At 70.2% G+C, this 26235-nt stretch carries 23 protein-coding genes; 5 read left to right on the top strand and 18 right to left on the bottom strand.

Features of this window, described 5'->3' with window-relative positions; genetic code table 11:
* Positions 1–76: 76 nt before the first annotated feature.
* From ACFXHE_RS34555 to ACFXHE_RS34480, 16 genes are all read right to left on the bottom strand, one after another.
* Positions 77–850 carry a YggS family pyridoxal phosphate-dependent enzyme gene (locus tag ACFXHE_RS34555; protein WP_379388859.1) on the bottom strand — a complete coding sequence of 258 codons (774 nt, stop codon included), beginning with the start codon at positions 848–850 and terminating at the stop codon, positions 77–79.
* Complete coding sequence (pgeF, locus tag ACFXHE_RS34550; RefSeq protein WP_379388858.1) at positions 847–1587, bottom strand: peptidoglycan editing factor PgeF; 741 nt, start codon at positions 1585–1587, stop codon at positions 847–849. The genes ACFXHE_RS34555 and pgeF overlap by 4 nt, the downstream gene beginning before the upstream one ends.
* Positions 1588–1730: 143 nt before the next feature.
* Positions 1731–2990, bottom strand: coding sequence for a cell division protein FtsZ (gene ftsZ / locus ACFXHE_RS34545; protein ID WP_379388857.1), 1260 nt, complete (start codon positions 2988–2990; stop codon positions 1731–1733).
* 320 nt (positions 2991–3310) lie between these two features.
* On the bottom strand, positions 3311–4171 hold the full coding sequence (locus tag ACFXHE_RS34540; protein ID WP_379388856.1) for a cell division protein FtsQ/DivIB: 861 nt from the start codon (positions 4169–4171) through the stop codon (positions 3311–3313).
* A gap of 6 nt (positions 4172–4177) precedes the next feature.
* Positions 4178–5623, bottom strand: coding sequence for a UDP-N-acetylmuramate--L-alanine ligase (gene murC, locus ACFXHE_RS34535; RefSeq protein ID WP_379388940.1), 1446 nt, complete (start codon positions 5621–5623; stop codon positions 4178–4180).
* Between the two features lie 77 nt (positions 5624–5700).
* On the bottom strand, positions 5701–7194 hold the full coding sequence (gene ftsW, locus ACFXHE_RS34530; RefSeq protein ID WP_379388855.1) for a putative lipid II flippase FtsW: 1494 nt from the start codon (positions 7192–7194) through the stop codon (positions 5701–5703).
* On the bottom strand, positions 7191–8633 hold the full coding sequence (gene murD / locus ACFXHE_RS34525) for a UDP-N-acetylmuramoyl-L-alanine--D-glutamate ligase (protein WP_379388939.1): 1443 nt from the start codon (positions 8631–8633) through the stop codon (positions 7191–7193). The genes ftsW and murD overlap by 4 nt, the downstream gene beginning before the upstream one ends.
* Positions 8634–8682: 49 nt before the next feature.
* A complete protein-coding gene (gene mraY, locus ACFXHE_RS34520; RefSeq protein WP_354843024.1) occupies positions 8683–9759 on the bottom strand; it encodes a phospho-N-acetylmuramoyl-pentapeptide-transferase in 1077 nt (358 codons plus the stop codon).
* A complete protein-coding gene (murF, locus tag ACFXHE_RS34515; RefSeq protein WP_379388854.1) occupies positions 9756–11240 on the bottom strand; it encodes a UDP-N-acetylmuramoyl-tripeptide--D-alanyl-D-alanine ligase in 1485 nt (494 codons plus the stop codon). The genes mraY and murF overlap by 4 nt, the downstream gene beginning before the upstream one ends.
* Positions 11237–12853 carry a UDP-N-acetylmuramoyl-L-alanyl-D-glutamate--2,6-diaminopimelate ligase gene (locus ACFXHE_RS34510; protein ID WP_379388853.1) on the bottom strand — a complete coding sequence of 539 codons (1617 nt, stop codon included), beginning with the start codon at positions 12851–12853 and terminating at the stop codon, positions 11237–11239. Before ACFXHE_RS34510 ends, murF begins: the two co-directional genes overlap by 4 nt.
* Before the next feature lie 239 nt (positions 12854–13092).
* A complete protein-coding gene (locus ACFXHE_RS34505; RefSeq protein WP_379388852.1) occupies positions 13093–15051 on the bottom strand; it encodes a peptidoglycan D,D-transpeptidase FtsI family protein in 1959 nt (652 codons plus the stop codon).
* 34 nt (positions 15052–15085) lie between these two features.
* Positions 15086–15769: a hypothetical protein gene (locus ACFXHE_RS34500; protein WP_379388851.1), complete on the bottom strand. Its 684-nt coding sequence runs from the start codon at positions 15767–15769 to the stop codon at positions 15086–15088.
* A 55-nt stretch (positions 15770–15824) separates the two neighbouring features.
* Entirely contained in the window at positions 15825–16805 is a 981-nt protein-coding gene (rsmH, locus tag ACFXHE_RS34495) for a 16S rRNA (cytosine(1402)-N(4))-methyltransferase RsmH (protein ID WP_354843035.1), read from the bottom strand.
* A 184-nt stretch (positions 16806–16989) separates the two neighbouring features.
* The gene (gene mraZ, locus ACFXHE_RS34490; protein ID WP_213560465.1) at positions 16990–17421 is read right to left on the bottom strand and encodes a division/cell wall cluster transcriptional repressor MraZ; all 432 of its coding nucleotides are present in this window, start codon (positions 17419–17421) and stop codon (positions 16990–16992) included.
* A 457-nt stretch (positions 17422–17878) separates the two neighbouring features.
* Entirely contained in the window at positions 17879–18304 is a 426-nt protein-coding gene (locus ACFXHE_RS34485) for a DUF3040 domain-containing protein (RefSeq protein ID WP_379388850.1), read from the bottom strand.
* Positions 18305–18429: 125 nt separating this feature from the next.
* Complete coding sequence (locus ACFXHE_RS34480; RefSeq protein WP_354843042.1) at positions 18430–18870, bottom strand: SAV_6107 family HEPN domain-containing protein; 441 nt, start codon at positions 18868–18870, stop codon at positions 18430–18432.
* Positions 18871–19079: 209 nt separating this feature from the next.
* Between ACFXHE_RS34480 and ACFXHE_RS34475 the strand changes: the two genes are divergently transcribed.
* The 5 genes from ACFXHE_RS34475 to ACFXHE_RS34455 all read left to right on the top strand — a co-directional run bounded on the left by ACFXHE_RS34475 (position 19080) and on the right by ACFXHE_RS34455 (position 24200).
* Positions 19080–19691 (top strand): N-acetyltransferase, encoded by a 612-nt coding sequence (locus tag ACFXHE_RS34475; protein WP_354843045.1) that lies wholly within the window; start codon positions 19080–19082, stop codon positions 19689–19691.
* A complete protein-coding gene (locus ACFXHE_RS34470; RefSeq protein ID WP_379388849.1) occupies positions 19688–21304 on the top strand; it encodes a phytoene desaturase family protein in 1617 nt (538 codons plus the stop codon). The genes ACFXHE_RS34475 and ACFXHE_RS34470 overlap by 4 nt, the downstream gene beginning before the upstream one ends.
* Before the next feature lie 161 nt (positions 21305–21465).
* On the top strand, positions 21466–22245 hold the full coding sequence (locus ACFXHE_RS34465; protein ID WP_379388848.1) for a carotenoid biosynthesis protein: 780 nt from the start codon (positions 21466–21468) through the stop codon (positions 22243–22245).
* A 108-nt stretch (positions 22246–22353) separates the two neighbouring features.
* Positions 22354–23037, top strand: coding sequence for an LppM family (lipo)protein (locus ACFXHE_RS34460; protein ID WP_379388938.1), 684 nt, complete (start codon positions 22354–22356; stop codon positions 23035–23037).
* Positions 23034–24200, top strand: a complete 1167-nt coding sequence (locus ACFXHE_RS34455; protein ID WP_379388847.1) for a glycosyltransferase family 2 protein — start codon at positions 23034–23036, stop codon at positions 24198–24200. The genes ACFXHE_RS34460 and ACFXHE_RS34455 overlap by 4 nt, the downstream gene beginning before the upstream one ends.
* A 9-nt stretch (positions 24201–24209) precedes the next feature.
* Here the strand turns inward: ACFXHE_RS34455 and ACFXHE_RS34450 are convergent, their stop codons facing one another.
* Together ACFXHE_RS34450 and ACFXHE_RS34445 are read right to left on the bottom strand one after the other, a co-directional pair.
* A complete protein-coding gene (locus tag ACFXHE_RS34450; protein ID WP_379388937.1) occupies positions 24210–24989 on the bottom strand; it encodes a hypothetical protein in 780 nt (259 codons plus the stop codon).
* Between the two features lie 97 nt (positions 24990–25086).
* Entirely contained in the window at positions 25087–26085 is a 999-nt protein-coding gene (locus ACFXHE_RS34445; RefSeq protein WP_379388846.1) for a methylenetetrahydrofolate reductase, read from the bottom strand.
* Positions 26086–26235: the final 150 nt, after the last annotated feature.

Below are 26235 nucleotides of genomic sequence, written 5' to 3'. Positions count from 1 at the left end.
GCCTGGGGTGTTGTCCTGCTCAGTCCTCGTCTGTCACCAAGCATATGTTTCAAATGTGACTGGTGAGGTTTCTTTGCTACGCCGAGGTTATCGGTCGCGCGCCCATCAGGGCTGTACCGACACGCACGCAGGTGGATCCATGGCGGATGGCCGACTCCAAGTCGCCGGACATGCCCGCCGACAGTTCTTTCGCATCGGGGTGGACAGTCGTTAATGCGGCGTGGATGCGGGCCAGTTGCTCGAAGGCGGCATCCGGTTCCACGTCCAGTGGCGGGATGGCCATCAGGCCCGCGAGCTGCAGGGATCGCGAGGCGGCGACCTGATCGGCGAGCGCGTGCAGGGCCGCGTCGCGGGCGCCGCCGCGGGACGGGTCCGCGTCCAGGGACACCTGGAGCAGCACGCGCAAGGGGGTGGTGCGGGATCCGTCGTCCAGTGCGGCCTCCGCGGCGGCGTCGAGGGCGCTCGCGAGCCGGTCGCTGTCCACCGAGTAGACGGTATCGGCCCAGCGTGCAACGGATTTCGCCTTGTTCCGCTGCAGCCGTCCGATGAAGTCCCAGCGTATCTGGGACAGGTGTCGCAGCTGCGCCACCTTGCCCGCCGCCTCCTGCTCACGGGACTCGCCGAACTCGCGGCAGCCCAATCCATAGAGGATCTCGATATCCGAGGCGGGGAAGAACTTGGTGACCGGCAGCAAGCGCACCGAACCCGGCGCCCGGCCCGCGGCCGCACACGCTGCGTCGATTCGCTCGTTGAGTGCCGACAGGGCGGTGGCGAGCTCGCCGGCGCGACCACCGGCGGACGTGACCTGCGCCGCATCGGATCCCTCTGCGGCGGTGAAGCTTTCGGTCATTCTGAAACTCCCTCGGATGACATCCAAATCACACCGGCGAGTCGTCCGGTCGGCGCGTCGCGGCGGTGCGAGAACAGCGTCCGGTCCTCGATGGTGCACCGCGGATCCACCGCGACCGCGCCCACGCCGGCCGCCTCCAGTTGCCGGCGGATGCCCGCGCGCAGATCCAGGCCGGGCGTGCCCTTGACCGTGGTCGTCGCACTGCCGGGCAGATGCGCCTCGACATCGGCGCGCATGGCGGCGGGCACCTCGTACTGGCGACCGCTGGCCGCCGGGCCGAGGAACGCGCCGATGCGCTCGGGCTGCGCGCCCACCGACACCATGGCCTCCAGCACCCGCGGCACGATCCCGATCCGGGCCCCGATCCGCCCCGCGTGCACGGCGGCGATGACGCCGGCCTCGTCGTCGGACAGCAGGATCGGCACGCAGTCGGCGGTCAGCACCACCAGCGCGAGATCGCGCCGGGTGGTCACCAGCGCATCGGTGGCGGGCACCGGCTCGGTCCGCGGTCCGTCCACGATCTCCACGTTCCGCCCGTGGATCTGCTCCATCCACACCAGGTGGTCCGGCGCGAGCCCGATGTTCTCCGCGAGCCGAACCCGATTGCGCCGCACCGCCTCCGGATCATCACCCACGTGATCGCCCAGGTTGAACGAGTCGTACGGCGCGGCCGAGAACCCGCCCGCCCGCGTCGTCACAACCCGTCTGGTCCGAAATATCCGTGCCGCTGCTGTCATGTCTTCGAGGGTAGTAGTCACCGGCGGGCAACCCCGAACTCAGCTCCGGCCCGGAACGCGATCGCGCCCGCTCCGGGAGCCGGAGCGGGCGCGATGGAGTGAATCCGTCAGGGGCGCAAGGTCAACGGCCCCCGAAAGACACGTCAGCGGCGCTGCATGAAGGAGGGGACGTCGACGTCGTCGTCATCGGCGTCCGGGGGCTGGATGTGGCCGCGAGTGTTGCTCGCGACCGTCGGGTCGACGGCCGGCCGGGGCGCACTGTAGGACGGGGCCGGGCCGCGCTCGGCCGGCTGCGGCGGCGGGGCCGGCGCGGGGTCGGGGCGCGGGGCGGGAGCGGGCTCGGAGGTGCGGGCCGAGGTGTATTCGTGTGAGCGGCCGACGCTTCCGGCGCTGGCGCTCGCGGTGCTGCTGGTATTGGTGAACCGGCTGACGGCGGGTTCGATGCGCCGGGAGGGGCCGCTGCCGTCGAAGCCGGCGGCGATCACGGTGACGCGGACCTCATCGCCGAGGGAATCGTCGATGACCGTACCGAAGATGATGTTGGCCTCGATGTGCGCGGCCTCCTGCACCAGCGAGGCAGCCTCGTTGATCTCGAACAGGCCGAGGTCGGAGCCGCCCGCGATGGACAGCAGCACGCCGTGCGCGCCGTCCATGGATGCTTCCAGCAGCGGCGAATTGATCGCTGCCTCAGCGGCCTTCACCGACCGGCCCTCGCCGCGGGCCGAACCGATGCCCATGAGGGCCGAGCCCGCACCGGACATGACCGACTTGACGTCGGCGAAGTCGACATTGATCAGACCCGGGGTGGTGATCAGGTCGGTGATGCCCTGAACACCGTTGAGCAGCACCTCGTCCGCGGAGCGGAAGGCGTCCATCAGACTCACGGCCGCGTCGCCGAGCTGCAGCAGCCGGTCGTTCGGAATGACGATGAGGGTGTCGCAGGACTCGCGCAGCGCCTGGATGCCGGCCTCGGCCTGGTTGCTGCGGCGCTTGCCCTCGAACGAGAACGGCCGCGTCACAACACCGATGGTGAGCGCGCCGAGCTTGCGCGCGATGGAGGCCACGACCGGCGCGCCGCCGGTGCCGGTGCCGCCACCCTCGCCGGCGGTCACGAAGACCATGTCGGCGCCCTTGAGGACTTCCTCGATCTCGTCCTTGTGATCCTCGGCGGCCTTGCGGCCGACCTCCGGATCGGCGCCGGCGCCCAGACCGCGGGTGAGTTCCCGGCCGACATCGAGCTTCACGTCCGCATCCGACATCAACAACGCCTGCGCGTCGGTGTTGACGGCGATGAACTCGACTCCCTTGAGTCCCTGTTCGATCATCCGGTTGACGGCGTTCACGCCGCCGCCGCCGATACCGACGACCTTGATCACAGCAAGGTAGTTGTGCGGGGGCGTCATGGGCTCTCGCCTTCCTTCGATCTGAAACAGCTTGTCGTCTTCGGCTACTCGCAAAATACCGGCACTATGGTCTCGGTCCGATAAACCCTCAACCATAGGTTCAGTGTTATGTCAAGTATCCGACTGGTGCCGAACGGTATTCGCAGCCACCGCGTTACGGGCGCAGGCGCGCCGAACCGAGCATCAGAATCTTGTGTGATTCGACTCGTCCGACCCACCCGAGCATCGTATCGTGGACGGTTGCCCTCCGGTCCTGGATCGGAACCGACGGTGCCCTTCCGGCAAACCACCGAAAATTTCGGCAGCCCAATGGGTATCGCTCACTTTACCGTGACCAGATTCGGACTCGAAACATCGAATACCTTGCCCGGCTGGGAAAGCAGGGGTCCGACCACCGCGGCCTTGCGCCCGGAGTCCGCGGTTCCGCCCCAGAGCACGGTGCGGCCGTCACGCAACTCCAGGGCAATATCCGAAACCGAGCGGGCCACAACCGCTCCCACGCCGACCTCGTCGCGCAGCGGAACAGGAATCGCGGCCATGACGGCCACCGCGGCCTTGGTCACCGGGTCCGATCCGCCCGGATGATCGGTCACCAGTTTGGGTATCCCCGGTCCAGGCGGCTCGATCGCGAATTCCACGCTGTCGCAATCGAGCAGATGGGCGCCGTCGGGACTGTCGAAGTACAGCACGGGCGTGCGCTCCACCACCGTCACCCGGACGGTGGACGGGAACACCCGCTGCACGCGCACGGAACGGACCTTGGGCAGCTGCGATACCCGTTCGGCCATGGCATTGGTGTCCAGCCGCATCATGGACAGACCGTCCGGTACCTCCAGCGCGTCCTGAACCTGTTGTTCCGGAACGGCACTCAGCCCTTCCATCTGCACCGTGCGCACCGACAGCAGTGGCGTGAACCAGGCGACCAGTCCGAACGCGATCAGCACCACGACGCCGGCCAGGCCGCCCCACCGCACCCGGCGCGACTGCCACGCCGTCACGATCCGCAATTCGCGGCGAACCCGCCCACGGCGCAGCCGGGCCCGCCGGGCCGCCGGGCTCTCGCCCGCGAATTCGGCGCTGTTGTCCGCTGCCGCAGCGGATCCGGTGTCGTAATCGTCCGCGTCGTAGCTATCGCCGGCGGCCGGATCCGGCCGATCCGCCGCTCCCCCACCCGAGCCCACGGTGGCTCACCGTCCGTGTGAGGGTCGTGCGCGCAGCCCGTCCAGAATCTGGCTGCCCAGCATGGTCACATCGCCCGCGCCCATCGTGATCACCACGTCGCCGGGCCGCGCCAGCGCGCCCACCTGCTTGCCGACCCGGGACATATCCGGCTGGTAGTGCACGGGTTTGGTGACCGCGTTGGCCACCAGCGCGCCGTTCACACCCGGCAGCGGTTCTTCCCGCGCGCCGTACACATCGAGCACCACCACCTCGTCGGCCAGCGACAGCGCCGCGCCGAACTCGGTCGCGAAAGTGGCGGTGCGGCTGTACAAGTGGGGCTGGAACACCACGATCACCCGGCCCGGCCGCGAGCGCGCGCCGTCGCGCGCCTCCTGCGCGACCAGTTCGGCGGCAGCGGAGAGCACCGCGCGCACCTCGGTCGGGTGGTGGGCGTAGTCGTCGAAGACGCGCACGCCGTTCTCGCGTCCGGTGAGCTGGAAGCGGCGGTGCACGCCGCCGAAACCCTCCAGGCCCTGGATGATCTCGCCCATATCGGCGCCGGTCGCGCGGGCGGCCAGCAGCGCGCCCAGCGCATTGAGGGCCATGTGCCGGCCGGGCACCGACAGGCGCAGGGTGCGCGGGGCATGCTCGTCGGCGAGCTGGAAGACGACCACGCCGCCGACATCGCGCGGCTCCCAGGACAGCAGCTGCGCGCCGACCGGGACACCGGACGTGGCGAAATCGCCGGAGCCGTAACCGATCACCTGGATACCGCGCGGATCCTCGGCCAGCCGGGCCACCGACCGCTGCGCCAGGCCCAGCGAGCCCGGATCGTCCACGCACACCACCAGGCGGCCGCCCGGTTCGAGCCGGTCCACGAAGTCGTCGAAGACCTGGACGTAGGCCTCGTCCGTGCCGAAGTAGTCCAGGTGGTCGGACTCGATATTGGTGACCACCGCGACGTCGGGCGCGTACTGCAGCAGCGATCCGTCGCTCTCGTCGGCCTCGGCCACGAAGATGCCGCCGGTGCCGTGGTGGGCGTTGGTGCCCGCCTCGTTGAGTTCGCCGCCGACGGCGAAGGACGGGTCGTACCCGCAGTGCTGCAGGGCCACCACCAGCATCGAGGTGGTCGAGGTCTTGCCGTGCGTGCCCGACACCAGCAGCGTCTTGTGACCCTGCATGAGCGAGGCCAGCACGGCCGGGCGCAGCAGCACCGGCACGCCGCGCCGATGCGCCTCCACCAGCTCAGGATTGGTCTTGGGAATGGCGGCGTAGGTGGTCACCACGGCGGTGGGCCCGCCGGGCAGCAGGTCCAGGGCGCCGGCGTCGTGGCCGATGCGCACCTGCGCGCCGCGCGCCCGCAGGGCCAGCACGCCGCGGCTCTCCTTGGCGTCGGAGCCGGAGACCATGCCGCCACGCGACAGGAGAATTCGGGCGATCCCGGACATACCGGCACCACCGATGCCGATCATGTGCACGCGTTGCAGATGGTCGGGTAGGTCGGTGTGAGCCTCGGCGGTTCCCACATCACTGTCCGGCCGCTCCACTGTCACCTCGAATTACCCCGTTCCCTGGCGTGTTTCATCGGATAGTTGGGCTCCCAGGCCCGGGTGCTGCGCCACGACTCCGTGGAGCGGCTGGTGCGCCGGGCCGAATCCGAATCTATCGACCGCCGCGCCGACGACTCCGAGCCGCCCCGGCTCCGACCCGAGGGTAGCGCGCGCCGCTGCGGGGCGGACTTCACCTTGGCCTTCGCCTTGGCCTTGGTGCGGGCCCGGGAGGCCTGCGCCCGCGCGGGCGAGTACAGCTCGGGCTTCGGCAGGCGCAGCAGCCGGCTGAAGCGGCCGTCCTGGCCCGCGTGCAGGGCCGCCACCGCCTCGGGCTCGTGCCGGGCGGCATTGGCGATGATGCCGAACATGAGCAGCGTGATGGCCAGCGAGGAACCACCCGCCGACACCAGCGGCAGCTGCAGGCCGGTCACCGGCAGCAAACCGACGACATAGCCGACATTGATCAGCGCCTGACCGGTGATCCAGGTGGTGGCCGAGGCAGTGAGCAGCCGGATGAACGGATCCACCGAGCGGGTCGCGATCCGCAACCCGGCGTAGACGAAGAGTGCGAAAAGCCCCAGCACCAGCGCACATCCGAGGAACCCGAGCTCCTCGCCGATGATGGCGAAGATGAAGTCGTTGTGCGCGTTGGGCAGATAACTCCATTTGGCCCGGGACTGGCCCAGGCCGCGACCCCAGATGCCGCCGTCGGCCAGCGAGTACATGGCCTGCCGGGCCTGGTAGCCGATGCCCTGCGGGTCGTCGCCGGGGCTGAAGAAGGCGCGCATGCGGTCGGACCGGTAGCCGGCCGAGAGCGCCAGGATCGCCGCCGCGACACCGCCCGAGACCGCGATGGTCACGAACATGCGCAGCGGCAGCCCGCCGAACCACAGCAGCGAGGTCAGCACGATGCCCAGCGCGATGGTGGTGGACAGGTTGGGTTCCAGCACGACCAGGAAGCACACCAGCAGGCCCGCGGGCACCAGCGGCATGAGAATGTCCTTGTACCCGGCCTTTTCGGTCTGCCGGGAGGCCAGCAGGTGCGAACCCCACACCACCAGCGTGACTTTCACGATCTCCGAGGGCTGCACCGACACCACGCCGAGGTCGAACCAGCGCCGCGAACCCTGCACCTCGCTGCCGATGCCGGGGATGAGCACCAGCACCAGCAGCACCACCGACAGCGCGAAGACCGGGAACGACAGCCGGCGCATCACCCGCATCGGAACCCGCAGCGCGATATAGAACAGCACCGCGCCGAAGACGGCCAGCACGGCCTGCTGGATGAACAGCCGGTAGGCCGAGCCGCCGTCGGCGTAGGACTCCACGCTGGACGCCGAGAGCACCATGACCAGGCCCAGCACGGTGAGCAGCACCGCGATCGCCACCACGAGATGGAACGACGCCAGCGGGCGGGCCAGCCAGGCCCCGAACCATCCGATTCTCGGTCGCTGGGTCTGGTTCCCGGCCCGCCGCGGCGTCGCCGTCGTCATTCGGTTCTCCCGATGTCCTTCTCGTCCAGGGCCTGCACAGCGGCCGCGAAGCTGCGGCCGCGGTGCGTGTAGTCGGCGAACATGTCCAGGGACGCCGCGGCCGGGGCCAGCAGCACGGTATCGCCGCGGTGGGCGAAGCCGGCCGCCACGCGCACCGCGCGCGCCATCACCGCTTCGGGCTCGATCTCGGTGAAGGGGTCACCCATCCGAGCATCGTCCCCCGAATTCAGCTCCACGACCGGCACATCGGGCGCGTGTCGCGCGAGTGCGGCCGCGATCGCCGCCGCGTCCTGGCCGAACAGCACGGCCGCGACGAGATGTTCGCGGCATTCCTCGATGAGGTCCTCGACGCTGGCGCCCTTGAGCTGACCGCCGGCCACCCAGATCACGCTGGGGTGGGCCAGGATCGAGGAGCGCGCGGCGTGCGGGTTGGTGGCCTTGGAGTCGTCGACGAATTCCACGCCGGACAGCTCCCGCACGAAGGCCGCCCGGTGCGGGCCGACCTTGTGCTCCTGCAGGCCCTCCTTCACGAACTGCGGTGCCACGTCGATGGATCGGGTCAGGGCGGCGGCGGCCAGGGCGTCGGCCACACCGGCCGGGCCCTGCGGGCTGATGTCGCCGACCTCGGCCAGGATGGCGGCCTTGGTGAAGGCGCGGTCGAGCAGCTTGCCGTCCACCACGCCCAGCTCGCCGTCGGCGGGAACGCCGATGCGGAAGCCGACGGTGCGGCGCGCCTTGGACTTTCGCGCCAGCGCCGCGGCGACGGCGTCGTCCAGGCCGACCACGCCGACCCGTCCGGTCAGCGCGCGCGCCTTGGCGGCAGCGTAGGCGTCCAGGCCGCCGTGCCAATCCAGGTGATCCTCGGCCACGTTCAGCACCACGCCGGCCTCCGGGCGCACCGACGGCGCCCAGTGCAGCTGGAACGAGGACAGTTCCACCGCCAGGATCTGCGGGCCCGGGGTGCGGCGCAGCGCGTCCAGGATGGGCAGGCCGATATTGCCGCAGGCCACCGAGGGAATCCCGGCGGCGCGCAGGATGGAGTGCGTCATCTGGGTGGTGGTGGTCTTGCCGTTGGTGCCGGTCACCACCAGCCACTTGCGGACCGGACCGTAGATCCGGGCCTGATCGACCCACCAGGCGAACTCGACATCGCCCCACACCGGAATGCCCTCGGTGACGGCCGAGACCAGCACCGGGGAGTCCGGCCGCCAGCCCGGGCTGGTGATCACCAGCGCGAAGCGTTGCAGCGCATCGGGTTTGAGCAGGTCGGCACTGGTGGCGGTGCCCAGGCCCAGTTCGGCGGCCTCGGTGAGCGCCTTCTCGCCGCTGTCGGTGACCACCGGGCGCGCGCCGATGTCCTGCAGCGGCTCGATCAGCGAGCGTCCGGAGACGCCCCAACCGGCCACCAGCACATCACGGCCACGCAGGAATTCGAGCATGGGCCCCGGCGACCGCAGGACCCTCGGAGAATGTTCGGACATTGCTCACTCACCCTGCCGCAGAGAGGTATTCGCTGTAGAACAGGCCCAGTCCGATCGCCGAGGCCATACCGGCCAGCAACCAGAACCGGATGATGACCGAGGTCTCGGCCCACCCGCTCAGCTCGAAGTGGTGATGGAACGGTGCCATCTTGAACAGGCGATTGCGCGTGGCGCGGAAGACCGCCACCTGCAGCACCACCGACGCGGCCTCGGCCACGAACAGCGCGCCGATGACGACCATCAGCAGCTCGGTGCGGGTGGTGATGGACAGGCCCGCGAGCAGACCGCCCAGCATCAGCGAGCCGGTGTCGCCCATGAAGATCTTGGCGGGCGCGGCATTCCACCATAGGAAGCCGATACAGGCCGCGCCGCCCGCGGCGCAGACCAGCGCCAGATCGAGCGGATCCCGAACCTGGTAGCAGCCCGCGACCGCGTGCGCGGAGCAGGAGTTACGCCACTGCCAGAAGGTGATGATCATGTACGCGCCCAGCACCAGGCTCATCGAGCCGGCGGCCAGGCCGTCCAGGCCGTCGGTCAGGTTCACCGCGTTGGACCAGGCCACCACCAGCAGGCAGACGAATGCCAGGAAGACCACCACGCTCATCGACAGCGTGTTGATGTCGCGGGTGTAGGACAGGCGCTTGTCGCCGGGGGTCAGGCCGTGAATGTTCTTGAACTGCAGGGCCAGGACGCCGAAGACGACGGCCGCGGTGAGCTGGCCGATGTACTTGCCGGCGGCGGTCAGGCCCAGGTTGCGCTGCTTGCGCAGCTTGATCAGGTCGTCGGTGAAGCCGACGAAGCCCAGCGCGGTGGCCAGGCCCATGACCAGCAGGCCCGAGGCCGAGGGGCCCGGCTCGCCGTAGGTCATGGAGATGAGGTGCGAGCCGAGGTAGCCGGCCCACATGCCGATCATGATGGCGACGCCGCCCATGGTGGGGGTGCCGCGCTTGGCCTTGTGGCTCTCCGGGCCGTCGACCCGGATCTCCTGTCCGAAGCCCTGTTTGGCGAAGTAGCGGATCACCACGGGGGTCAGCAGGATGGAGACGGTCAGCGCGATGGCCGCCGACAGCAGAATCTGGGTCATCGCGCGGCCTCCTGCTCCGCACCGATCAGGTGTTCGGCGACCGTCCACAGGCCGACCGACTTCGAGGCCTTCACCAGCACCACCGCACCCGGCTCCAATTCCTCGTCGAGCAGGGCGATGGCGGACTCGATATCGGGCACGTGGATGGCCTCCTCACCCCAGGAGCCCTCCTGCACCGCGCCCTGGAACAGGGCGCGCACCGGACGGCCCTGGCCGACCACGATCAGGCGGTCCACGTCCAGCCGCACGACCAGGCGGCCGATCCGGTCGTGTTCGAGGACGGATTCCTCGCCCAGTTCACCCATTTCGCCGAGCACCGCCCAGCTGGGGCGCGGCTCGGTCCCGGCCTTGGACATGGTGACCAGCGCCTTGAGGGCGGCGCGCACCGAATCCGGGTTGGCGTTGTAGGAGTCGTTGACGACGGTGACGCCGTCGGCGCGGGTGCGCACGTCCATGCGGCGGGCCGAGACGGGGGTCGCGCCGGACAGCGCCCGCGCGACGGTCGCGAGGTCCGCGCCCTGGTCCAGGGCGACGGCCGCCGCGGACAGCGCATTGCCGACCTGGTGCTCACCGTGCACGGCCAGCTGGACCTCGATCGATTCGCCGTTGGCGTGCAAGGTGAATCGGGCGCGGGCCCGATCGTCGAGCACCACGTCGGAGGCGCGGACATCGGCCTGCGCGGCGTGGCCGACGGTCACCACGCGGGCGGCGGTCCGTTCGGCCATCTTGGCGACCAGGTGGTCGTCGGCGTTCAGGACGGCCAGGCCGGAGGCCGGAAGGGCCTCGACGAGTTCGCCTTTGGTCTGTGCGATGACCTCGCGGCTGCCGAACTCGCCCAGGTGCGCGGTGCCGACATTGAGCACCACACCCACGCTCGGCGGGGCGATCTCGGTGAGGGCCTTGATATGCCCGGGTCCGCGGGCGGACAGCTCGAGCACCAGGAAGCGGGTGCCGGCGTCGGCGCGCAGCGCGGTCCACGGGTGGCCGAGCTCGTTGTTGAACGAACCGGGCGGGGCCACAACGGGTCCCAGCGGGGCGAGCACCGCCGCCAGCAGATCCTTGGTGGAGGTCTTGCCCGAGGAACCGGTCACCCCGACCACCGTCAGGCTCCCGGCCCGGACCAGCCGGTCCACGCTGACGCGGGCCAGGGCGGCCAGCGCGTCCAGCACCGCCGCGCCGGAGCCGTCGGTGTCGTGGGCCAGCGCGATGGCGCGCGTGTTCCCGGGACGGGGCGTCACCACGATGGCGGGCACCCCGACGGGCCGGGCGGCCAGCACCGCGACCGCGCCCTGCGCGACGGCCTGCGCCGCGAAGTCGTGGCCGTCGGCGCGCTCACCGGGCAGCGCCAGGAACAGGTCACCGGAACCGATACGGCGCGAATCGAATTCGGCCGAGCCGGTGACCTTCGCCTCGGGATCGGGGGCGTCGTGCAGCGTGCCGCCGACGACCTCCGCGATCTCCCGCAAAGTCATCTCGATCATGAAAGCGTCAGGTCCCTCGTCTTTTCCGACAGGGCGGCCGCGAGTACCTCGCGGTCGTCGAACGGATGCTTCACGCCTGAAATCTCCTGCCCTGTCTCATGTCCCTTGCCCGCGACCAGCACCACGTCGCCGGGCTGCGCCCAGTCGACGGCGGTCTTGATCGCGGCCGCCCGGTCCCCAACCTCCCGGACCTCACCGCGTTCCGCGACCGGTACCTGTTCGGCACCGGCGAGCACCGCGGCACGGATGGCGGCCGGGTCCTCGCTGCGCGGATTGTCGTCGGTAATGATGGCCAGGTCGCTGCCGCGCGCCGCCGCCGCACCCATCAGGGGCCGCTTGCCGGCATCGCGATCACCGCCCGCGCCCACCACTACGGCCAGACGGCCCTCCCCCTGTTCGGACAACCACGTGCGCAGGGTCGCCACGACCGATTCGATCGCGGCGGGCTTGTGCGCGTAATCGACCACGGCCAGAAACTCCTGACCCTTATCCACCCGCTGCATGCGGCCCGGCACATCGACCGTGCCGAGCGCCGCAGCGGCAGTCTCCGCCTCGACCCCGGCTGCCGCGCACACCGCGACGGCCAGGATTCCATTGGCGATGTTGTACGCACCCGGAAGCCGCAGCCGCACATCCACATTGACACCCGGCCCCGAAGCGGTGAACTCCTGGGTGCCGCCGAGTCCGGCGGTGGCCGCGCCGGCGGTCCAGTCCGCGGGCACGCCCGGCCGGGTCGCCACGGTGCGCAGGCGGCCGGTGGTATCACCGGATCCGGCTGCGAGACAGTCGGATACGTCGTCTGCCAGGCGCCGGCCCCACGTGTCGTCGACGCAGATCACGGCCGTGCGCGCCGCCACCGACGGGCGTGCCGCGGCGGCCGAGTCCGGGCCGTCCGGAATGAACAGGCGGCGCTTGGCCGCGAAATAGTCCTCGAAACCGGCGTGGAAGTCGAGGTGGTCCTGGGACAGGTTGGTGAACGCGCCGACCGCGAAGCTCACCCCGTCCACCCGGCCCAGCGCCAAGGCATGGCTGGAGACCTCCATGACCACCGCGTCCACACCCCGCTCGACCATGAGCGCGAACATGGCGTGCAGCTGCGGAGCCTCGGGCGTGGTGAGCGCCGAGGGCACCCGGACGCCGCCGATGCGGGTCTCGATGGTGCCGATGAGGGCGGTGCGCAGCCCGGCCGCGGCGAGCCCGGCCTCCACCAGATACGACGTGGTCGTCTTGCCGGAGGTACCGGTGATACCGACGATGCGGAGTTTGCGAGACGGATCACCGTAAAGGGCCGAGGACAACTCGCCGAGCACCGCGCGCGGCGCATCGTGCACGAGCACCGGGACGGCGATCTCGCCGATCAGTTCCGCGCCCGCCGGATCGGTGAACACCGCGACTGCGCCGCGCTCGACCGCGTCATGGGCGAAGCGAGCGCCGTGCGCGTGGGCCCCGGCCAGACCGGCGAACAGGTCACCCGGCAGCACCGCGTTCGAGCGCTGCTCGATGCCGGTGACCTGGATGTCCTCGGGAGCTGCCGCGAATTCCGCGGGCCGCGCGCCCGTCAGCTCCGCCACCGCGCGCAGGGTGGTCGCCGGCGGCGCGGCGGGCCGAAGCACCTGCGGCTCCGCCGTTCTTCCGCTCGGCGGCTCTGCTCGATCACCGCTGTACGGAACCGACTGCGCGGGCACGAAGCTCCTCTCCAAGGGGCGGTCATATGCATGAATCGGTCCGGATGACCGGATCGACGTGTCAGGTTACCTGTGTTCGATCGCCGCGCGATCGGCACGGCGGAGTTCGGTCACCCGCCGGTGCGCGCACCGGCGGCGGTGGGCGTCACAACCATCCGTTCCCTGCTCTAACTCGCCTGCAGAATCAGCTGTTTGGCAGGCGGCGACGGCGGGATGCGGTCGCGCTGCAACAGCCACGACGCGATGCTGTGGAACAGGGGCGCGGCCGAACCGCCGCCACTGCCGTCGGAGCTGCGCACCGGCGCATCCAGCATCATGCCGATCACATAGCGGGGATTGTCGGCGGGGGCCATACCCGCGAAGGTGATCCAGTAGCGGTCGCTGGAATAGCAGCGGCACTTCGGGTCGATCTGCTGGGCGGTGCCGGTCTTGCCCGCGATCTGATAGCCCTCCACGGCGGCCGGGCTGCCGGTGCCGCTCTGGATACCGCGCGGATCCTTTTGCACGATGGCCTGGAACATCTGGCGCAGCGTCTGCGCGGTCTGCGGGGTGACCACCTTGACGCCCTCCGGCGGCTCCTCCTCGGTGCGGGTGCCGTCCGGGGCGATCTTGGCCTTCACGATGCGCGGCGGCATCCGCACGCCGTCATTGGCGATGGCCTGGTACATGCTGGTCATCTGCAGGGTCGTCATCGAAAGACCCTGGCCGATGGGCAGGTTGGCGAAGGTGGAGCCGGACCACTGGTCCCGGGCGGGCACCACGCCCGCGCTCTCACCCGGCAGGCCGACGCCGGTGCGCTGGCCCAGGCCGAACTTCTTGAGCATGTCGAAATAGCGGTCCTCGCCGACGCGCTGCGCCAGCATGAGGGTGCCCACGTTCGAGGACTTACCGAAGATGCCGGTGGTCGTGTAGGGGGCGACACCGTGGTCCCAGGCGTCGTGCACGGTGACGCCGCCCATGAAGATGCTGCCCGGAACCTGATGCACCTCATCGGGAGTGGTGAGGCCGTACTCGATGGCCGCGGCCGCGGTGACGATCTTGTTCACCGAGCCCGGCTCGAACACCTCCTGCACCGACGGATTGCCCAGATCGGTGGTGGACCAATACTGCGGTCCCATGGCGGGATTGAAGGTGTTGTCATTGGCCATCGCCAGCACCTGGCCGGTATGCACGTCGAGCACCACCGCCGAGGCCGCGCTCGCGCCCGAGAGGTCCTTGGCCTGCTGCACCTGCTGCTGCACGTAGTACTGCAGATCCGAATCCAGGGTGAGCTCGAGGCCGTAGCCGTTCACCGCGGGCTGACGATCGCGCCACGAACCCGGGATCACCGCGCCGTCGGAGCCGCGGTCGTAGGTCTCCGAGCCGTCGGAGCCGGCCAGCAGCGCGTCCATCGAGGACTCCAGGCCGATCTGGCCGTGCCCGTCCCAGCCGGTCGCGCCGATCACATTGGCGGCCAGGGATCCACCCGGGTACTCGCGCATATCCTGCCGATCCATCCCGACCTCGGGGAACTGCAGAGTGATGTCCGAGGCGACCCGGGGATCCACATTCCGCGCGAGGTACACGAACGGCTCGTCGCTCTTCAGCTTGGCCAGGATGTCCTTCTCGGGCGCGTCATTGCCCAGCTTCTCGTGAATGTATTTGGCGATGGCCGCCAGCCGATCATCCGGATCGGGCGCGGTCTTGGGCGTCTTGTCGTGCGCGTCCGCCAAATCCTTGCGCACCCGCACCGGCTGGAAGCTCAGCTCCTTCGCCGCGATGGTGAATGCCAGCGACTTCCCGTACCGATCCGTGATCGGCCCCCGGTTGGCCGGATCGGCCACCTTCACGGTGCGCTGGCTGGCCGCCTCCGCCGACAGCTTCGGCGCGGAAATACTCTGCACCCACAGCAATTGGATGGCCGCCACCGCGAGCGCCACCAGCATGACCAGCCGGCCCACCCCGAACCGGAAGCGCGCGCTCGAGTCCAATCCCGCAGCGGGCCGCGGTCTGGACTGCCGGCCCGGCCCCGAACCGGCACGGCCGGAACCCGACCGGCTCCGGCCGGCGGCGGCGACCCGCCCTCGACCGGAATCGGACCGGCCCCGGCCGGAATCACGCCCGCGCCCCGCGCGGGTTGGGCTCATCGACCAGCCCCGTTCGCCGGCGCCGCGGTGCGGCTCATCGGGGCGCTCCGTTCGCCTGCACCTGTGGGTTCTGCGGAGTCGTGATCGGCGCCGCCGGAACGGGATTCGCGGCGGTGGTGGTCGGCGGGGCCGCGGCCGGCGGGGCGGGCGTCGTGGTCACCGGGACCACCCGCTCACCCTGGGCCTGCTGCAGCTTCGACGGCGGCGGGGCGGGCGACGGCGTCGTGTTGAGCGGCGGCGCGGGCGCGCCCTGAGCGGGCTGCGGATTGCCGACCACCGTGACCTGACCGTCCGGGCCGATCACCAGCCGGGCCGGATCCTTGGCCGGGATCATGCCCAGTTCGGCTGCGCGCTTGGCCAATTCGGGAGCCGAATCGGCGGAGGCCACCTCACGCTGCAGCGCGTCCCGCTCGTCGGACAGCTTCTGGTTGGCGCGGCGCTGATCGCCGAGCTGATAGCTGTCCTCGGTGGCGCGGGTGGTGAGCAGCAGCGTCAGCGCCAGGCCGCAGCCCAGCAGCGCGATGATGGTGGCCACGAAGGACATGCGGCCGCGCGGCATCGGATCGCTGCGCCGACCGCGGCGCATACCCGGCAGGTCGCTCCCGCCCTCACGATTGCGCCGGCGCGCGTAGGCCCGTTGCGCCGCACCCGATTTCACCCGTTCGGCGGCCTGCACCCGGCGGGCCCCCCGGCCCGTCGCCTGCGTCCTGATCGTCATAGTGCGGCTCCGATCCAGCGGACGCCCGCTCGATGTGCCGTTCTACCCCGGAACCTCACGATTGCTCCTCCCCTACGATCCGTTCGGCCGCCCGCATGCGCACCGGGGCGGCTCGCGGGTTGTCCTCGATCTCCTGCTCGGTGGCCTTCTCCGCGCCGCGGGTCAGAATCCTGAATTCCGGTCCCATACCCGGCAATTCGACCGGCAGGTCCAAGGGGGTACGCGACACCGACCGCTTGGCCAGCGCCGCCTTCACCACCCGGTCCTCCAGGGACTGGTAGCTCATGACCACGATGCGGCCGCCCGGGGCCAGCGCGTCCAGCGCCGCGGGCAGCGCGGCCTCCAGGGACTCCAGTTCGCGGTTGACCTCCACCCGCAATGCCTGGAAGGTGCGCTTGGCCGGATGCCCGCCCGTGCGCCGGGCCGCGGCCGGGATGGCGTCGTAGAGCAGCTCCACCAGCTGCGCGCTGGTGGTGAACGGGGTGCGCTGACGACGCCGCACGATCTCGGCGGCGATCTTGCCCGCGAACCGTTCCTCGCCATAGGTTTTCAGCACCCGGGCCAGCTCGCCGTGGCTGTAGGTGTTGAGCACGTCGGCGGCCGTGGGGCCGGTGCTGGAGTCCATCCGCATGTCCAGCGGTGCGTCGATGGAGTAGGCGAAGCCGCGGTCGGCCTCGTCCAGCTGCATGGAGGACACACCCAGGTCCATCAGAATCGCGCTGACCGAACCCTTGTCCGGTAGCCCGGCCTGCTCCAGCGCGGGCGCGATGCCGTCATACCTGGTGTGCACCAGGGTGATCCGGTCCCGGAACGGGGATAGTCGCTCGCCCGCCAGCTTCAGCGCCGCGGTGTCGCGATCCAGCCCGACCAGGCGGATGTTCGGATACGTCTGCAGGAAGTACTCGGCATGACCGCCGAGCCCCAGCGTGCAGTCCAGGTAGACCGCGCCCTCGGAATGCAGTGCGGGACCGAGAATTTCGTCGGCGCGATGCAGGAGAACCGGAACATGGCGGGGGCCGTCACTGCCTCGGTGCACCTCGACCTCCCGGAATTCCTGCCTCACGTTTCATTCGCACGGCCACCTGGGGTCGCTAGCGAAAAGGACCTTCGAATTGGGCGAATGCCCCGTGGTCTCTGACCGAAGCACCGCACCTGGCGTTGGGGAAGTACGTCAGGGTCGGTGTCGGGCAGAGGCCGCAGGGCACTCGCCTCGTTGCGGGCTAGAAGATCTCGCCCAGCGACTCGTCTCTGGCCTGCGAGTAATCCTCCTCGTGTTCGGCGAGGTAGGAATCCCACGCCGTCTTGTCCCATATTTCGAGGAAGTCGACCGAACCGATCACCACGCAATCCTTGGACAGATTGGCGTAGCGGCGATGCTCGGCCGACAGCATGATCCGGCCCTGTGCGTCCGGACGCTGCTCATCACTGGAAGCCGCCAAGGCCCGGACGAATGCGCGGGCCTGCGGATTGGACCGGGATGCCGCCGCGGCTCTCCGCGCCAGCGCGGTGAACTCGTCCTTGGGATACACGGCAAGGCTGTGGTCCTGTCCCTTCGTGACCATCAACCCTCCCGCCAGCTCGTCCCGGAACTTCGCAGGCAACGTCAGTCGCCCTTTGTCGTCCAACCGAGGGGTATAGGTCCCGAGAAACAAGCCTCGACACCTCCTGCCGGATCACCCTCTCGACTGTTCGGCCTCCTGTAGTGCGGGCTCCACATTACCCCACTTTCCCCCACTTTCAATCGAAAGCGTCGGTGATCTCTGTCCCCGCTTGGCGAACTTCGCAGGTCACACCAGCTATCACCGGGGTGGGGAAGATTTCGTGCAGTTCCCCCGACACGCGCGACGCGCGCCGGCGGGCATCCGACAACCGCCAGCAAACCCGCAGATAGCGTGCATTTCCGGCATTCGTGGGGCGCGGTGGGGAAGCTCCGTGGGGAGGTGTGGAGAATCCTGGACCGCTCCCGACACGCCGAATCGGCACCAACGAGAAACGCCGTGACGCCACACCCCAAATCGGTGTGGCGCCACGGCGTGTCGCTGAATCTTCAGTTAGCCGATCATCCGCTGCCGCGCGGCGCCGAAAGCCTTCGGCGGCACGGCAGCCCGGTCAACTGTCCTGTTCGAACCTCTTGCGGAACCGGTCCTCCATCCGCGCGGAGAACCCGCCCTGCTTCCGGGGCTTCCCGCGGCCGGCGCCGGGAGCGCCACCCGCGCTGGGATGCGCATCGGTGCCGCGACTGCTCGGTGTACCCATCCGAGGGCCACCGATCAGCAACAGCACACCCGCACTGAACATGATGATGAATCCGACCAGACTGATGATCGGGAAGCCGCCCGGCTTGAACGGTGCGGCAATACCGGCCACCAATAGGAACAGACCGAGGACGAACAGGGCGGCCGCCTGAAGTCTGCGTCGACCAGTGGCAGAACGTAACCGTCCACCCCGAACAGTCGAGGCGAACTTCGGATCCTCAGCATAGAGCGCGCTCTCGATCTGTTCGAGCATGCGCTGCTCGTGCTCGGAGAGTGGCACGGTACCTCCCCCGGCACTAGGTGGTGGCTGTCGTCTCCGGGTAGACGACGGATAGCCGACCTTGGCGGCTGTCTGTCACCAATAATACGAGTTCGATCAGACCGCGACCACCTACTCGCCGATACTCACGCCAGCATTCCGGTTACCCACCCTGAACTGGGGCGCAGGCGGGCGGCGGCGGCCAGCAGGTCCGCCACGTCGTGCAGGAATGCGTTTACCCGCGAAGCGAACTCGTCCGCGCGGCGATCATCGATGGGCCGCGGCAACCCGGCCTCCAGGGCCGCCCTGGTCTCGGATTGACCGGTGAAATAGTCGGCCCACATCACGAATTCCGGTGCCGCGCGCTGCATCAGGACCCAGGCGTTGCGAGAACGCGCGCGAGGCGCGCGGTCTGCCCCCGTGAGGGCCAGCACGGCGCCCGCACCGCGGAGGGCGGCGAGGTAGGCCGTACGGAAGCGCTCCGCCGGGTCGGTTTCCCCCTGGGCTGCCAGCAATAGACCGTCCGCCTTGCGCAGTAGATCGCCGGCGCGGCCGGGATGGCCCGGTCGTTCAGTTTTCCCGCTCATTTCGGGTACCTCCCCACTCGTACACCTGATTCGCCTTCCATGAGGACATCCGGTCCCGATCAGGCATTTCGCCCGCTGGAAAGATCGAACAGATATTCGAAGGTTTCTCGTGCGTTTGAATATAGAGAGACCCACCGACAAGTTGACGCCCCGACGTGGCGCTACTGTCGACCCCATCCGTCCGCGCCAACGAGAGTTGCGTCCAGCCGATGACCGCAGTCACCCCCAAACCGACGCCCGCGCCCGTGGTGGTCGATCTGTCGGCCGCCACCCTGCGGCACCGGCTGCACGACGCCCTCTCGGTCTATGTGGCGGCGATGGACTACCCGCGCGGCACCGAACACCAGCGCGCGCCCATGTGGACCGAGCACACCACCCGGCCCGGCTGGCAGGCCGTGGCGGCGGTGCTGCCCGACGACGACGGACGGCTCGACCTGCGCACCGCGCCCATCGTGGCCATCGCCTACGGGTATCACGGCGCGCCGCACCAGTGGTGGCACCAGCAGGTGTACAGCGGCATGCGGCGCACCGGATGGCCCGAACACGCCGCGCGAGAACTGCTTTCGGACTACTTCGAACTCACCGAGCTGCACGTGCACCCGGCGGCGCAGGGCCGCGGGCTCGGCGAGATCCTGCTCACCCGGCTGCTGCAGAACCGGCCCGAGCCGACCGTGCTGCTGTCCACACCCGAGGTGGATCGGGAATCCAATCGGGCCTGGCGGTTGTACCGGCGGCAGGGGTTCGGAGATGTGGTGCGGCACTTCATCTTCTCCGGCGACACCCGGCGGTTCGCGGTGCTCGGCCGGCGGCTGCCCCTGTGAGCCGCGGCGATCTCGGCGCCCGCCGCGTCGTCATCGTCGGTTCCGGGCACAATGCGCTGGTCGCGGCCTGCTATCTGGCGCGGGCCGGGCATCGGGTCGAGGTGCTCGAGCGCGACACCGTGCTGGGCGGGGCGGTGTCGACGGTGGAGCGGTTCCCGGGTCACCTGGTCGATCGGGGCTCGTCGGCGCACATCATGATCCGGCACACCGGGATCATCGAGGAGCTGGAACTGGCCCGGTTCGGGCTGCGGTACATCGACTGCGACCCATGGGCTTTCGCGCCCGCACCGCCCGGGAGCAGGCTGCCGCCGATCGTGTTCCATCGCGATGTGGACCGCACGTGCGCGTCCATCGCGGCGGCGTGCGGGGAACGGGATGCCGAGGCGTATCGGCGATTCGTGACCGTGTGGGGGCCGCGCAGCGCCCGGGTGATGCGGGCGTTCTCGGCGACGCCGACGGGCGGGAACCTGCTGAAGGCGTTCTGGGGCATGGACCCTCGCGAGGCCGCCGGGGCGACCGGCCGCACCAGTGCCGGGGCCCTGTCGCGGGAGATGATGCAGACCGGAGACGCGCTGCTGGACAGCCTCTTCGACAGTGAACGGCTCAAGGCCGCGCTGGCCTGGTTCGGCGCGCAGTCCGGGCCACCCATGTCCGAACCCGGATCCGCGCCCATGGTGGGATTCGCGGCGCTCATGCACACGCTGCCGCCGGGCCGCGCGGTCGGCGGCAGCGGGGCGCTGACCGCGGCGCTGGTGGCGCGGCTGGAGTCCGACGGCGGCATCGTGAGCGCCGGGGACGCGGTCACCGCCATCGTCCGGACCGGGGACACCTGGGAGGTGCGCACCGCGGACGGGCGAAACGTGCCGGCGGACACCGTGATCGCGGGCACCCACATCCTCACCACGCTGAACCTGTTGGAGCAGGGCGGATTCGACGCCGGGGTGCTCGCCGGGTGGCGGCGGCGCATTCGAGTGGGGCCGGGCATCGGCATGGTGGTGCGGGCCGCGCTCAGCGACCTGCCCCGGTATCCGGGCGCGGAGACCGCCGAGTCCGCCCACGGCCTGCAGCTTCTCGTCACCGATCGCCGCGACCTGCGCCGCGCGCACGGCGCCGCGCTGGCCGGGGATCTGCCGCCGCGACCGGTCGTGCTGGCCATGAGTTTCAGCGCCCTGGATCCGAGCATCGCGCCCGTGGGCGAGCATCAGGTCACGCTGTGGTCGCAGTGGCATCCCTATCACCTGGCAGACGGCACCGCCTGGTCCGCGCACGCCGACCGCGAGGCCGACCGCATCATCGCCGAAGTCGACGCGCACGCACCGGGATTCGCCGGGTCGGTGACGCAGCGCTTCGTCCAGACGCCCGCCGACCTGGAACGCGAGATGGGCCTGCTGGGCGGCAATGTCATGCACGTCGAGATGTCCATCGACCAGATGTTCATGTGGCGGCCGCTGCCCGAGCTCTCGGGGCAGCGGGTTCCGGGGGCGCCTGGGCTGTATCTGACGGGCGCGTCCACGCATCCCGGCGGCGGAGTCTCCGGTGCGAGCGGACGCAGCGCGGCCCGCCTGGTCGAACACGACCTGCGACCGCGCCGCCTGTTTCCGCGGCGCCGATGACCTCTCCGGGCCTACCCGAGCCCACCACGAATCCCACTGCGGCCGCGCCCAAACCGGCGTGGTGGCCGCGGTGGCCGGCGCAGGAGCCATCGTCTCGGCGCCCCGGTCGTCCGACACCGAACGGCGCGGCGCGAGCGGAGACCGGATTCCCCGGCCGGGCCGTGGCGATCGCGTCTACGCCGGCGGTGCTGCTGGTGCTGGTGCAGATCACGTATCCGCTGGCGCACGGGCTGGGGCGGGATCGGGTGACCGTGATGGTCGTACTGCTCTCGCTGGGGACCGCTCTGGTGCATGCCGGGGTGACGCGCGGGGTGCGGTGGGCTGTGGGTTTGCTGGCGATCGTGTCCGGGATCGGGTTCGGTGCGGAGGTGCTGGGGATCGCGACGGGGCTCCCGTTCGGTAGCTACGACTATGCGAGTGGGCGGCTGGGGCCCGCGCTGCTCGGGGTGCCGTTGATCGTGCCGCTGGCCTGGACCGGTGGGCTGTATCCGGTGTGGGTGGTGGCCGGGATGCTGGGTCATGGTGCGGTCGGACGGATTTCGCTGACGGCGCTCGGGGCCGTCGGGTGGGATCTGTTCCTGGATCCGCAGATGGTCGCGGACGGGCAGTGGACGTGGCGCTCGACGGTAGCCGGACTGCCGGGGCTGGGCCAGATTCCGGTCACCAACTACGCCGGCTGGTTCGTTGTCGCGGTGGTGATGGCGGGATTGCTGGAGTGGTGGGATCGGACCGCTCCGGATACCGGCGCGGCGCGGATGGTTCCGGTGGCGGTGTTCCTGTGGACCTGGCTGGGCTCGACGCTGGCGCACGCGGTGTTCCTGGGGCTGCCGGTGTCGGCCGGTTACGGGTTCTGTGGGCTCGGTTTGCTGGGGATTCCGCTGGTTCGGACGCTGAGCGCCCGTCGAATCACCCTGTGGCCCGGGGCGCATGGCACGATGTGACCCGTGCAGCCGAGTCCCAACATGTCGACAGCAGAGGAAACGCCCGAATCCATGACACCGTCGGATCCCAGCGCATCGGGAGCGCGGCGACCGCGCCGGTGGGTGCGGATGCTGGCCGTGGTCCTGTTCGCGGGGCTCGCCGTCATGCTGACCGGATGCCTGCGGGTGCAGGTGTCGATGGGTGTGTCCTCCAATGACCGGGTGTCGGGCCGCATCGTCGCGGCGGCCGTGCCCCAGAACGACAAGGACAAGGGGCCGCAGCTGAAGGCGCCCGACGGGTTGCAGGGCAAGGTGCGGGTCGATTCCTACACGCAGGACGGATACGTCGGCAGCCAGGTGTACTTCGACGACCTCACCTTCGGTGAGGTGCAGCAGCTGGGCGGCATGTCCGACCAGACCTCCGGCATGTTCAACCTGATCTTCAGCCGCACCGGCGACCTGGTCACCCTGACCGGCCGGGTGGACCTGAAGAGCCTGCCGCCCCAGGGTTCCGACGTGCAGCTGACCGTGGCCTTCCCGGCCCGCGTCGCCACCACCAACGGCACCCGCGAGGGCGACTCCGTGGTGTCCTGGAAGCTCCCCGCCGGCGATGTCAGCACGCTGCGCGCGGAAGTCGGCTACGCGGACCCGAATACGCGCTCCTTCGCCGGCTGGGCGGGCATCGTCGGCGGCATCACCCTCGCGGTGGCGGCCGTGGTCGCGGTCCTCGCGTTCATGACCCGCAACCCCGACCCGCCCGCGTACGTCCGCGCGGCCCGCTGGCTGCGCCCCGATCGCACCAAGACTCGATGACCCTCGCCGCCAGGGCGGTGACGGCCGGTAGTGCCGTCGCCGCCCTCGGCGCCGCCACCGCCCTGGCGAACCGCCTCGGCACCCGCCGCCTCCGGCCCGCCGACCGGGCCGTCACCGAACCGGTCACCGTCTGCGTCCCCGCCCGCAACGAGGCCGCCCGCCTCCCCGCCCTCATCGCCGATCTGCGCGCCCAGCAGGGCATTCCACGGCTCCGGATCCTCATCCTCGACGACGGCTCCACCGACGGCACCACCGCCGCCGCCCGCACCGCCATCGGCGACGACAACCGATTCCTGCTCTCCCGCAACGACATCGACCCCGCACCCGGCTGGACCGGCAAGACCGCCGCCTGCGCCCGCCTGGCCGACCTCGCCCTCGAGCCGCCCGCACCCGGATCCCCCGCCGGCGCGCTGATCTTCCTCGACGCCGACATCCGGCTCGCGCCCGCCGCGCTGGCGGCAGCCGTGCGCGAATTGCGTTCGGCCCCAGCCGACCTGGTGTGCCCGTGGCCCCGGCAGCGCGCCGAATCGCCCGTGGAGCGCCTGGTCCAGCCGCTCCTGTGCTGGTCCTGGGCCTCGACCTTGCCCATCGCCCTGGCCAACCGCACCCTACGCCCCTCGATGGCCGTAGCCTGCGGCCAGTTCCTGGTCTTCGACGCCGCGGCCTACGCCGCCCTCGGTGGTCACGCGGCCGTGGCCGGCAGCATGACCGAAGACCTGGCGATCGCCCGCCGCCTCCGCCGCAGCGGACGCCACACCGCCCTGGTCACGGCCGGCCCCCTCGCCGAAACCCGGATGTACCGCAACACCACCGAACTCACCGAGGGATTCACCCGCTGGCTGTGGTCTGCCTACGGCGGCCCGGCCGGCAGCCTCGCGGTCGGTTCGATTGCGGCCCTGGCGTTCTGGGCCCCGCCACTGGCGGCAATATATGGGCGGGGACGACTGCGCCGGATGGGACTGCTGGGTTACGGCGCAGCGGTCACCGCCCGGCTGCTGGCCCGCTCGACCGAGAGCGGGGGTACCCCGCGCGGCGCGGATCTCGTTGCCGCGCTGGCACACCCGTTGTCGGTCGCGGCCTACCTGACGCTGTCGCTTCGCTCCCATCGCACGTACCGGGCGGGCGGGCTGCGCTGGAAGGACCGCCCACTCGCCACCCGCTGACCGTGCCGGTCAGGGGACGGGGGTCATGCCGATGGTCGGGAGGAAGAAGCAGGTGGAGGTGCCGTTGCGGACGGTGCCGAAGACCGCGGCGAGGACGGTGCCGGAGCCGGTGGTGACGGGGACCGCGCGGACGCCGCCGACAGGGAGGGCGGCGGTGAAGTAGTCGTGAACGGCCTGTTCGACCGTGGGGCGGAGTTCGGCGGGGACCTGGGGCGGGATCATGGCGTTGAGGACCTGGCTCAGGGGGCCCATGGGGACGAGGCCGCCGCGGCCGGTGGACAGGTTGAACCAGGCGACCTGCATGCCGGAGGTGTCGGCGCCGTCGGGGCTGATGCCGTAGGGGACGAAGGCGAACATGGTCTGGCCCGCCTTGACGGCCGAAAGATCAAGGCCGGGAATGGAAACCGTGTACTTGGGCCACGGGCCGGGGATGGCGCCCGCCACGCCGGGGGCGATGCCGAGGGTGGTGCCGCCGAGGCAGAAGGGGGCGGCGGTCGGGTAGAGGAAGGGCTGGATGCCCAGGGCCTTCAAGCCGTCGACGGCTTGATCGTAGGCCGAGAGCCAGTCGGATGGGCCGGCGGTATTGGACCTGGCCGATGGATCGAACCCGGCGGTATTGCCCGCGGCGGTGATGGCTGCAAGGGCGGCGGCCGCCTCCTGGGTCACGGCCGCCGCGGGCGAATCGGCGGGGGCCGCGGCGGCCGGGCCGACCAGGGTTGCCGGACCGGCGGCAGTCAGGACGGCGCAGGCGCCGACAGCGCCTGCGACACGGACAAGGCTGTGGAACACGGACAAGGTAGCTCCCCTCGAGGTCACGAGTCGAGGGCGACGCTACTCCGCTGACCAGCGCGTACCGGGGATTTGATCCGGCATGCCGGGTGGTGGATCAGGCGTTCGCCGGAGTCGCCGACATGGTGTAGCCGAGGTTTGCCAGAACTTCGCTTGTGGTCTTGGCGAAATTCAGGGTGATGAAATGCAGGCAGGGCGCGCCCTCGGCGATGAGGCGCTGGGCCATCTCCGTGGCGATCTCGATGCCGACCTCGCGGACCGCGGCGCGATCCTCCTCCGGCCCGTCGCCCGCGGCCTTCCGCAGCCGCTCCATCACCGTGGCCGGCAGCGGACGGCCCGACAGCTCCTCCGCGCGCTGCACGGTGCGCAGTGAGGTGACCGGCATGAGCTCGGGAATGATCGGCTTGGCGCCCTCGACCGGATCGCAGGCGATGGCCCGATCCCGCAGGCGCAGATAGTGCTCCACGTCGAAGAACATCTGGGTGATCGAATACTCCGCGCCCGCACGGAGTTTCGACACCAGGAAGTGGGTGTCCTGGTCGAGGTCGGTGGAGCGCGGGTGGCCCTGCGGGAACGAGGCCACACCCACGTGGAAGTCGCCCAGGTTGCGGACGATGCGCACGAGTTCGTCGGCGTACTCGACGCCCTCGGGGTGCTTGATCCACTCCCCCAGCACGTCGCCGGGCGGATCGCCGCGCAGCACCAGCAGATTCCGGATGCCGGCGTCGGCGTACGCGCCGACGATCGACCGCAGCTCGGCGACCGAGTGATCCACCGCGGTCAGGTGCGCGACCGTGAGCAGTGTGGTCTCACGCGCCAGCTGGCCGGTGACCCGGATGGTGCGATCGCGGGTGGAGCCGCCCGCGCCGTATGTCATGGACACGAAGGCCGGATGCAGCCGCTCGAACTCGCGTGCGGCCCGCCACAGCCGCGCCTCACCGGCGGCGTCGCGCGGCGGATTGAACTCGACCGAGAACGGGATCGACCCGTCCGGGCGCGGGCCCAGCTGCTGAACTATGGAGCGAGTTCCGGACACCCGAGGCGTGCGGGAAACTCGGCCTGGGGTCGAATATCCCCGTACATTGTCGAAACTCACGCAGACATTTTACGGGCCCGTACCGGGTGCTGGACCGCGACCTGCGCTTATCCCAGCAGGTGAGACCGATTCGGACCCGACCGATTCCCGTCGGCGACACGGTGGTCGGTAGAGTCGGACACAACCCCGCTGGCTGCGCACGCGCCGCGC

The sequence above is a fragment of the Nocardia sp. NPDC059229 genome (assembly GCF_042754165.1).
Taxonomy (GTDB): Bacteria; Actinomycetota; Actinomycetes; order Mycobacteriales; family Mycobacteriaceae; genus Nocardia.
The sequence above is the reverse complement of the archived record's forward strand: the minus strand, read 5'-3'. Positions and strand labels throughout refer to the sequence as shown.